Genomic DNA, 8,197 nt, shown 5'->3' with positions numbered 1-8,197 from the left:
TTTACGGCGAAATTGCTAACTTTTCTCATCTCAAGTGAGCCAAATCGCGTATCCGTTACCCATAAAAATCTACATTGCAGACGAACTTTAAAACCAGTAAGCACTAAAGCGATGGAAAAAGGCAAACGTTACCTTTCTGATATGGTAAAATCCTGCCAAAATTTCCTATTTATCTCTCTTTCATTTATTTGGAGTCAACATGAAACGCGATTTGGCAATGGCATTCTCTCGTGTAACCGAAGGTGCAGCACTAGCTGGTTATAAATGGCTTGGCCGTGGCGATAAAAACGCCGCAGATGGTGCCGCGGTAGAAGTGATGCGTAGCCTATTGAACAAGACTGAAATCAGCGGTGAGATTGTTATCGGTGAAGGTGAAATCGATGATGCTCCAATGCTCTTTATTGGTGAGCAAGTCGGTGTCGGTGGCGATGCTGTGGATATTGCGGTGGACCCAATTGAAGGTACTCGCATGACAGCGATGGGACAATCGAACGCATTAGCAGTTCTAGCGGCTGGCGAAAAAGGCAGCTTCCTAAAAGCCCCTGATATGTACATGGAGAAATTGGTTGTCGGCCCTGGCGCAAAAGGGGTGATCGATTTGCATCTTTCTTTGGAAGAGAACCTAGAAAACATCGCAAAAGCGTTAGGGAAAACCCTTGATACTTTAGTGGTCACCACCCTTGCAAAACCTCGCCATGATGAAGTGATCACCCAAATGCAAGCAATGGGCGTTCGAGTGTTTGCCGTGCCTGATGGCGATGTAGCGGCGTCTATTTTAACCTGCATGCCAGACAGCGAAGTGGATGTGATGTACTGCATCGGCGGCGCTCCTGAAGGCGTAGTTTCTGCGGCGGTTATTCGCGCTCTAGATGGCGACATGCATGGTAGATTGTTGGCGCGTCATGATGTGAAAGGGGATACACCTGAAAACCGCACTCACGGTGAGCTAGAATTGTCTCGCTGTAAAGAGATGGGCGTTGAAGCTAATATCGTACTGAAAATGGATGATATGGCACGCAGCGACAATGTGGTTTTCGCCGCTACAGGGATCACCAAAGGCGATCTACTAGAGGGCATCACACGTAAAGGCAATATCGCGACAACAGAAACACTGCTGATCCGCGGTCGCTGTCGCACCATTCGTCGCATCAAGTCGATTCACTACTTAGAGCGTAAAGACGCTGAAGTTCGCGACTTTATCCTGTAGGTTTCTAACGTTATGTTCCCAGCCTTGAGCTTTTAAGCTTCTATGCTTTTAAACTTGGCGCTATACAAACGAATGTCTACATCAAACGCAGCCACTTCCGGCTGCGTTTTTTATCTGATGACAATTCACACTCACTCTGCTGTAGTCCATAATTTCTGGATAGTAAGTTATTTGCTTTATTAAACTCATACTTCATAATGAAGATGAATCATAAGGCAGGGACACAATGAAGACCATCGATAGGATATTACACAGCATCAAACGGGATGGAGCCGTCACCGCAAAGCAACTGGCTGACGATCTTAACATGACCACCATGGGCGCTCGTCAACATCTCCAAGGTTTAGAAGACGATGGTATTTTGGCCTTTCATGACGTTAAAGTGAAAGTCGGACGACCTACCCGCCACTGGTCATTGACTCAAAAAGGCCACGCGCAATTTGCCGATCGTCACAGTGAACTCACCGTGCAGATGATTGATGCGGTTGAGAGTTTATTTGGCCCGGAAGGCTTGGCTCAAGTCGCAGCCAAGCGCGAAAGCCAAACGCTGGCTCAATACCAACAAGCGTTGGCCGACTGTAATAGCCTAGAAGAGAAACTTGAAGCGCTGACCAAACTTCGTGAACAAGAGGGTTACATGGCTGAGCTTATCAAAAATGAGCAAGGTTTCTTATTGATAGAAAATCACTGCCCGATCTGTAAAGCAGCAACTCGCTGCCCTAACCTATGCCAATCTGAATTAAATGTTTTCCAACAACTACTTGGTGAGGCGTACACGGTTCAACGTTCAGAACATATCACTCAAGGTGAGCGACGCTGCACCTATCAGATCCAAAATTTGCCGTAGAGAATAAATGTCTCAAATTTAAGAATGCAATAAATCGAGCAAGAATTAACCACAAAACTCTCTTATGCTTTGATAGTGTGCCAACTATCAATAGCGCGTAGGAGAGTGATATGGGATTTCCTCTAACCAACCAAACCTTGCCACCATTTGATGATTTAGTCGCTTTGGCTAAAAATAACCCTCAAGCTTTTAAGCAGCTCAAACATGAGATGTGTGAAGAGATGATTCAGTCAGCATCGGATGTGATGCAGCATCGATTACGCGCTCAGCAAAGCCATATCGATCTGGTGGTTAGCCACTGTAAGAACCCCAATCACATCAATATCACGTTAATGAAAGAGTTATCGGTACAGGTTGTAAAATTTCAAGGTGTACTTGGGGGTGAGTATGTCCTTGACGATGATGCAAACGTAACGCCTACACATTCAGCGGATATTATTCCTTTTACTCTAAGAGAAAAATGAGAAAGAGGCCCACACCTCTTTCTCCTTTTATTCTAACTTTCTATTTATCTTTTTAACGGCCCCTTACTTTCTGCCTATTGCTGAAGCGGGTCACGACCGTATTGATTGTCTCCGGTGGTGCCTTTCATAAATCCGCATTCAACGAGGATCCAGATACCACATACGAACGCCACCAGCGTCGCCATCAATTCTGGAGCGGAAGGCGTTGCCGTTGCAGATGCTGCTCCCGCCATAGGTGTCATTAAACGCCCGACAATAAGAGGCACGTTAAGAAGTAACCAGCGGTTAGATTTATCTCTGTCGTGCCAACGTTTTGCGGTGATCGCTAAATCCGGAACCATTAAGATCAATAAGAAAACAGGCAACAGCAAATAAGCGTATACCGGGAATAGAATATTTATACCGATCGCAAAACCAAAAATAGCCGCGTAATAGATAAGGTTCCAGATCCAGAAAACTTTTCGCCCTATCCGCCCTTGAAATGAAAGTAACAACTCTTTAATCGACATCTTTCTACCTAAATATTAAAAAATTAAACCGCCAGCATCCCACCACTATTCCATAACCACCTAACAACAAGGAGAGTACTAGTTAATGATTTTCTGAAAGCAGGCGGTATCCATATCGCGCATATTCACTGTTAAGCTGCGCACATGACTGGCTTGCCCTTGAAGCACTTCAATGAGCTGACGAGAGAGTTCCCGCTTTTGCTCTTCAGTACGGCCAACCAATAGCTCAAAATTCACATGAATAAAATCGACACTATCACCTTCATCACCTATCAACCAATTATGGCAACGCAGAGCTCGAGATTTCACAGAGCCAACATCAAACAGACCACAATGCAACGCCACGTTGTGTAAATCTTCCAGCAGCCCCTGAACATTCACTCGATCGTCTACCGAATTGGAGTATTCCATTACTAGGTTAGGCATTTTATCTTCCTTATATCGATTTAAGGTCATGAAAAACTCGATGACCATCATGGATCGTATTTGAGATGCCATTAATAGCAATTAACACTGAAAAAACCGAGAAGATAAGGATTAATCTGTATGTCGGATCACTGACTAAATGAAATACTCCAACCTCGCTCCTATCCTGCACTTCGATGTCAAGATTGAGAACATTTCTCTCGATCCAAGAAAGACATGACTACAGTCATGATCTAAACTTATTAATCTGTTATATTCTTACGTAATCAAGTTTATTTTTTACATATTAACTTTCACATAAATTAATCGCGGAGAAAATCCTATGCGTCATCCTGTAGTTATGGGTAACTGGAAACTAAACGGCAGCAAAGAAATGGTTGTTGCGCTTCTAAACGGTCTTAACGCTGAACTTGAAGGCGTGACAGGCGTAGACGTTGCAGTTGCTCCACCTGCTCTATTTGTTGACCTTGCTGAGCGTACGCTTACTGAAGCAGGCAGCGCAATCATCCTAGGTGCTCAAAACTCTGACCTAAACAACAGCGGTGCATTCACTGGCGACATGTCTCCAGCAATGCTTAAAGAGTTCGGTGCTTCTCACATCATCATCGGTCACTCTGAGCGTCGTGAATACCACGCTGAGTCTGACGAATTTGTTGCTAAGAAATTCGCATTCCTAAAAGAGAACGGCCTAACACCTGTTCTTTGCATCGGTGAATCTGAAGCTCAAAACGAAGCTGGCGAAACCGTTGCAGTATGTGCTCGTCAACTTGACGCTGTGATCAACACTCAAGGCGTTGAAGCTCTTGAAGGCGCGATCATCGCTTACGAACCAATCTGGGCTATCGGTACTGGTAAAGCAGCAACTGCTGAAGATGCACAACGCATCCACGCTCAAATCCGTGCTCACATCGCAGAGAAATCTGAAGAAGTTGCTAATAAAGTTGTGATCCAATACGGCGGTTCTGTTAAACCAGAAAACGCAGCAGCTTACTTCGCACAACCAGACATCGACGGTGCTCTAGTTGGCGGTGCAGCGCTAGACGCGAAAAGCTTTGCAGCTATCGCTAAAGCAGCAGCAGAAGCAAAAGCTTAATTTTAAGCCTTAGCACTGCTTTGAATTCTAGTTTTAGAATTTAGCGTTTGAAAGGTCAACTTCGGTTGGCCTTTTTTGTGCCTGCTCATAAGTAGTAGGACACTATTGAAAGAGCGCTAGGCGAAATACTGCTCTCCCACGCCACTATTCCGATAATAAAAAGATCACAGCCTTATCAGTAAAGTCCGCTAATGTTTGATAATGGCCTTCACGTAGAATATCTTCAATAATCAGTAAGTCGATATTTAAATAGTCATGCACCAAACCATTACGCATACCAATAACCTGCTTCCAGGTGCGTAACTCATGACTAGAAATCAGGTTATGCTCTTTTAAGATAGAAAAAGATTGATATGCTTCTGTCGCACTCTTCTTTTGAAGCTTCTTAACCATATGTTTAGATAAGCTAATACACATTTCTGTAAAAACTTGTAATAAGCGCTCAGTCGCTAGATAGTCGCGACTTTTTAATTCAGATTGATTTAAATCAAAACGAAGCTCATTGAGCTCCTTAAGATATTTTTCCTTATGTGCCTTAACTTCCTCAAGATACAACTCATAGACCTTTATTCATATGAAGTATCTCTCTTACTTTCAATTAATTGGTATTCAAACATAGAGTTAATACGATTCAGCTCTTTATGAAATAATAATGGATTATTGTTATAAATTAACTCGCCGTATTCAATGACATTAAAAGCAAGTGCAATAGGTATGCGATTAATATCAACGATACTTAGTTTATTTAAAGGCAAATGCAAATGTTCAGCCCACTCTATCGCCAAACACTCTGGGCGAGTTCGCAAAGCCAAGGCAGGCAAAGAGTGATCATTAAATGCCACAGCCAAATCAAAGTCACTTTCTTGGTGATGGCTCCCTTGAGCACGAGAGCCGTATAGCCACACAAGTTCAATACATTCATCCATCTTGGCCAAACTAACGATAGAATTAATCATATTCAATCCATTGCTATTGCTTATCTGGGTACTATAGCAAGATTGAGGACGCATCGCTGCACTTGATAAATATCGTATCAACATAGTGTCAATGTTCATCAAGCCCTGTTGATACCGTTCGTAAAACCGTTTTTCCGGACGACCATATTTCAGATATCGAATAAAGCACACTAGAAAACATGTCGATATTAATACCAATTGATTTTACGCTGAAACATTTTGACGGCCTGAAGACCTACATAAGAGTCGAAATGGGTAGCTTAAGCACGCGCCCCATATAACCACATACGTTCATCCATTTTGGATATACGATAAAATCGTATTTGACCTAGCAAGCAAACTCACAACCAAAATAGATCATAAAAGAACCACAAAAGATTTACAAAGATTACAATTGAGCCTATATTTAGATCTAATACTTTAAAAGGCCACTTATGGCCCAGAAGTGGTGATATTATGACCCCAAAAGTGCTACAGCTCCGAGAGCAAGCGAACAAGCTTGAAGATCACTTACACTCAGTTCTTGATGAAATGCTAAGCAACGTTGAAAACTCAATTAATCATCCAATATCGACTTACTCAATTTATGATAAAAACACGCTTGTAGAAGAGATGCGTAAACGTAAGAAACGTATTTCACTAGAAGATCTAGAACTACAAACTGATATTTCCAGTTCAACCATAAAGCGCATGATGAAAGATCCAAGTAAAACATCGTTAGAAAATTTTTTAGCTGTTGCCAGTGAACTTGGAATGAAAATATGGATCGAAAAGTAAACGTTCTTTTATATGGAAAGCTTTGTGGGGTGCTGTCTCAAAATAGACAGGGGTTTTCGTTTGAATACGATCCAAAATACAAAGGACGAAGCTTGTCACTGAGCATGCCTATTGAAGAAAGATGCTTTGACAGTAAAGAATTGCATCCATTTTTCCTCAGTCTTGCACCTGAAGGGTGGCTGAAAAAGCGTTATTCTGAATTGCAAAAAATTGATGAGAATGATCCGCTAGGTATGCTTCTGTCTAATGGCAAAAATTTACTCGGCGCGGTCCAACTGATGAGAGCTGAAAGTCATGTATCCGAGCAATAGAAGTTTGATTAGCCTAACTTTACTTGATGATTCGAATAGAGATCAGCAAGAGTATAAGAAAGGTGAAATTAAAGACCTATTAGGGTCAAATAAATATCAAATGCGACTCCCCTTTACTCGCACAGAGTTTGTCACTGAACTACCAAAAAAACAGAAAGGCATGAGCATTTCTGGCTATCAGCCAAAACTTTCATTAACTATCAATGAAGAAAATGAACTCGGTGTCGTTGAAAACAAAGCGTTATTCATTCTAAAACCCTCCCCAGTAGAATTTCCCAACCTGGCTGAAAACGAACACGCCACTATGTTGGTAATGAAAATGTTAGGCTTTGACATACCTCCTTTTGGCTTAGTTCGTTTTAAAGGAGATGAATCGGATAGTGAGTGTGCCTTTATTATTCGACGCTATGACCGTTTAGGAACGGGTGAAAAAGCCATCCATCAGGAACAGTTAGATGCGGCAATGAACGTGCGAGAAAAATATGGGAAAATAAAAGATGATGATGAGGGTTACGTCAGCTACGAACAAGCTTGCTTGTTTTTAATAAAAAATGTGGACAGCAGCTTACTATTTAAGAGAGATCTATTTCAGAGGGTACTCGCAGCCTATTACCTTGGCAACAATGATCTACATTTGAGAAATATTGGCTTATTGTTACCTGAGAAAGAAGCCTCTCAACTCGCTCCGATATATGATTACGTGTCTATAGCACCCTACCCTGACTATATTGCAAACGAAACTTCATTAGCATTGCCATTACTGGCTAACGAAGAAGGGGACAATGGCAACACCAGCGGTTATCAGTCGCACTGTACCTATACTGGTTATGACTTTTTAATGTTTGCAGAAAATATCGGCATAAAACCTAAACTAGCAACGAAGTTAATCAAGGAGATCTGCGGTAAAAAAGAAGTGATCTATGAGATTTATCGTAATAGTTTTATGCCGGAAGAACAGATTGATAAAGTGATTCAATGGGTAGAAAGCCGTACTAACTACTTGCATCAACTTGAACATGTCGATATTCATGCCGATTGATTTTACGTTGAAACATTTTGACGGCCTGAAGACCTACATAAGAGAACCCAACAAAAAAACCGAAGTGAACACCTGTAGGTTGGGCTTTAGCCCATCGACCATGTTTTGCTTTATATGAACATTGCCAAGATCCACGCAGTGATATTTGTTATGGCGAGAAGACCGGCATTATCGATAAGCCGCATAACAGACAGTGTTACAGCTACACGACCATCAAGAAACCGGTGTCGTTTCAGCTCAACCGATATCAGTACAGGCCACTGCCTTGGCAGTGGCAAGACTAGCGCTCCTAATAACACGGGAAGACCGATAACATGTCCTGTACTTTCGACCCCTGATAATGACGGTTGTCATTATCAGGGGTCGAGTTAAGTCGTGAAATAATGCGGAGTTATTGGCGCTTATTTTGGAGCTGGAGTTTAAGGTCTTAGAATAAAAGAAAACTATAACTTCATAAAAATTGAAAATACGCCCAATTTCGATAATTCTGACTATTTAAAATGGCTAAACATGCTGATATCTCCGGGCTCATCATTAGGTGGCGCTCGTCGTGACTTCTCACCGCCCT

General features: G+C 42.1%; 11 protein-coding genes. 7 read left to right on the top strand and 4 right to left on the bottom strand.

Going from position 1 to position 8,197, the window contains the following annotated elements; all coding sequences use genetic code 11:
• The first annotated feature begins 199 nt into the window (after positions 1 to 199).
• The 3 genes from glpX to FCV43_RS17580 all read left to right on the top strand — a co-directional run bounded on the left by glpX (position 200) and on the right by FCV43_RS17580 (position 2,518).
• Positions 200 to 1,207 (top strand): class II fructose-bisphosphatase, encoded by a 1,008-nt coding sequence (gene glpX, locus FCV43_RS17590; protein WP_113798134.1) that lies wholly within the window; start codon positions 200 to 202, stop codon positions 1,205 to 1,207.
• A 226-nt stretch (positions 1,208 to 1,433) separates the two neighbouring features.
• Entirely contained in the window at positions 1,434 to 2,054 is a 621-nt protein-coding gene (locus FCV43_RS17585) for a helix-turn-helix transcriptional regulator (RefSeq protein ID WP_113798132.1), read from the top strand.
• Between the two features lie 110 nt (positions 2,055 to 2,164).
• Entirely contained in the window at positions 2,165 to 2,518 is a 354-nt protein-coding gene (locus tag FCV43_RS17580) for a DUF3135 domain-containing protein (protein WP_113798130.1), read from the top strand.
• A 74-nt stretch (positions 2,519 to 2,592) separates the two neighbouring features.
• Here FCV43_RS17580 and FCV43_RS17575 read toward each other — a convergent pair whose 3' ends face one another.
• Both FCV43_RS17575 and FCV43_RS17570 read right to left on the bottom strand, forming a co-directional pair.
• On the bottom strand, positions 2,593 to 3,027 hold the full coding sequence (locus tag FCV43_RS17575) for a DUF805 domain-containing protein (protein ID WP_113798128.1): 435 nt from the start codon (positions 3,025 to 3,027) through the stop codon (positions 2,593 to 2,595).
• Positions 3,028 to 3,105: 78 nt separating this feature from the next.
• Positions 3,106 to 3,453, bottom strand: coding sequence for a 5-carboxymethyl-2-hydroxymuconate Delta-isomerase (locus FCV43_RS17570; protein WP_017052610.1), 348 nt, complete (start codon positions 3,451 to 3,453; stop codon positions 3,106 to 3,108).
• Between the two features lie 322 nt (positions 3,454 to 3,775).
• Between FCV43_RS17570 and tpiA the strand changes: the two genes are divergently transcribed.
• The gene (tpiA, locus tag FCV43_RS17565) at positions 3,776 to 4,546 is read left to right on the top strand and encodes a triose-phosphate isomerase (protein ID WP_113798126.1); all 771 of its coding nucleotides are present in this window, start codon (positions 3,776 to 3,778) and stop codon (positions 4,544 to 4,546) included.
• A 144-nt stretch (positions 4,547 to 4,690) separates the two neighbouring features.
• Here the strand turns inward: tpiA and hepT are convergent, their stop codons facing one another.
• Complete coding sequence (hepT, locus tag FCV43_RS17560) at positions 4,691 to 5,101, bottom strand: type VII toxin-antitoxin system HepT family RNase toxin (protein WP_240697186.1); 411 nt, start codon at positions 5,099 to 5,101, stop codon at positions 4,691 to 4,693.
• Positions 5,102 to 5,112: 11 nt separating this feature from the next.
• Positions 5,113 to 5,502 (bottom strand): type VII toxin-antitoxin system MntA family adenylyltransferase antitoxin, encoded by a 390-nt coding sequence (mntA, locus tag FCV43_RS17555; protein WP_113798123.1) that lies wholly within the window; start codon positions 5,500 to 5,502, stop codon positions 5,113 to 5,115.
• A 456-nt stretch (positions 5,503 to 5,958) separates the two neighbouring features.
• Here mntA and FCV43_RS17550 point away from each other — a divergent pair, with 456 nt between their 5' ends.
• From FCV43_RS17550 to FCV43_RS17540, 3 genes are read left to right on the top strand one after another with little or no spacing between them, the layout of a single operon-like run.
• Entirely contained in the window at positions 5,959 to 6,279 is a 321-nt protein-coding gene (locus FCV43_RS17550) for a helix-turn-helix domain-containing protein (RefSeq protein WP_113798121.1), read from the top strand.
• On the top strand, positions 6,264 to 6,590 hold the full coding sequence (locus FCV43_RS17545) for a HipA N-terminal domain-containing protein (RefSeq protein WP_113798119.1): 327 nt from the start codon (positions 6,264 to 6,266) through the stop codon (positions 6,588 to 6,590). Before FCV43_RS17550 ends, FCV43_RS17545 begins: the two co-directional genes overlap by 16 nt.
• The gene (locus FCV43_RS17540) at positions 6,574 to 7,629 is read left to right on the top strand and encodes a type II toxin-antitoxin system HipA family toxin (RefSeq protein ID WP_113798117.1); all 1,056 of its coding nucleotides are present in this window, start codon (positions 6,574 to 6,576) and stop codon (positions 7,627 to 7,629) included. Before FCV43_RS17545 ends, FCV43_RS17540 begins: the two co-directional genes overlap by 17 nt.
• The last annotated feature ends 568 nt before the right edge of the window (positions 7,630 to 8,197 follow it).

The sequence above is a fragment of the Vibrio genomosp. F6 genome (assembly GCF_005146325.1).
In the GTDB taxonomy this organism is placed as follows: domain Bacteria; phylum Pseudomonadota; class Gammaproteobacteria; order Enterobacterales; family Vibrionaceae; genus Vibrio; species Vibrio cortegadensis.
This window is presented reverse-complemented; position numbering and strand designations above follow the sequence as displayed.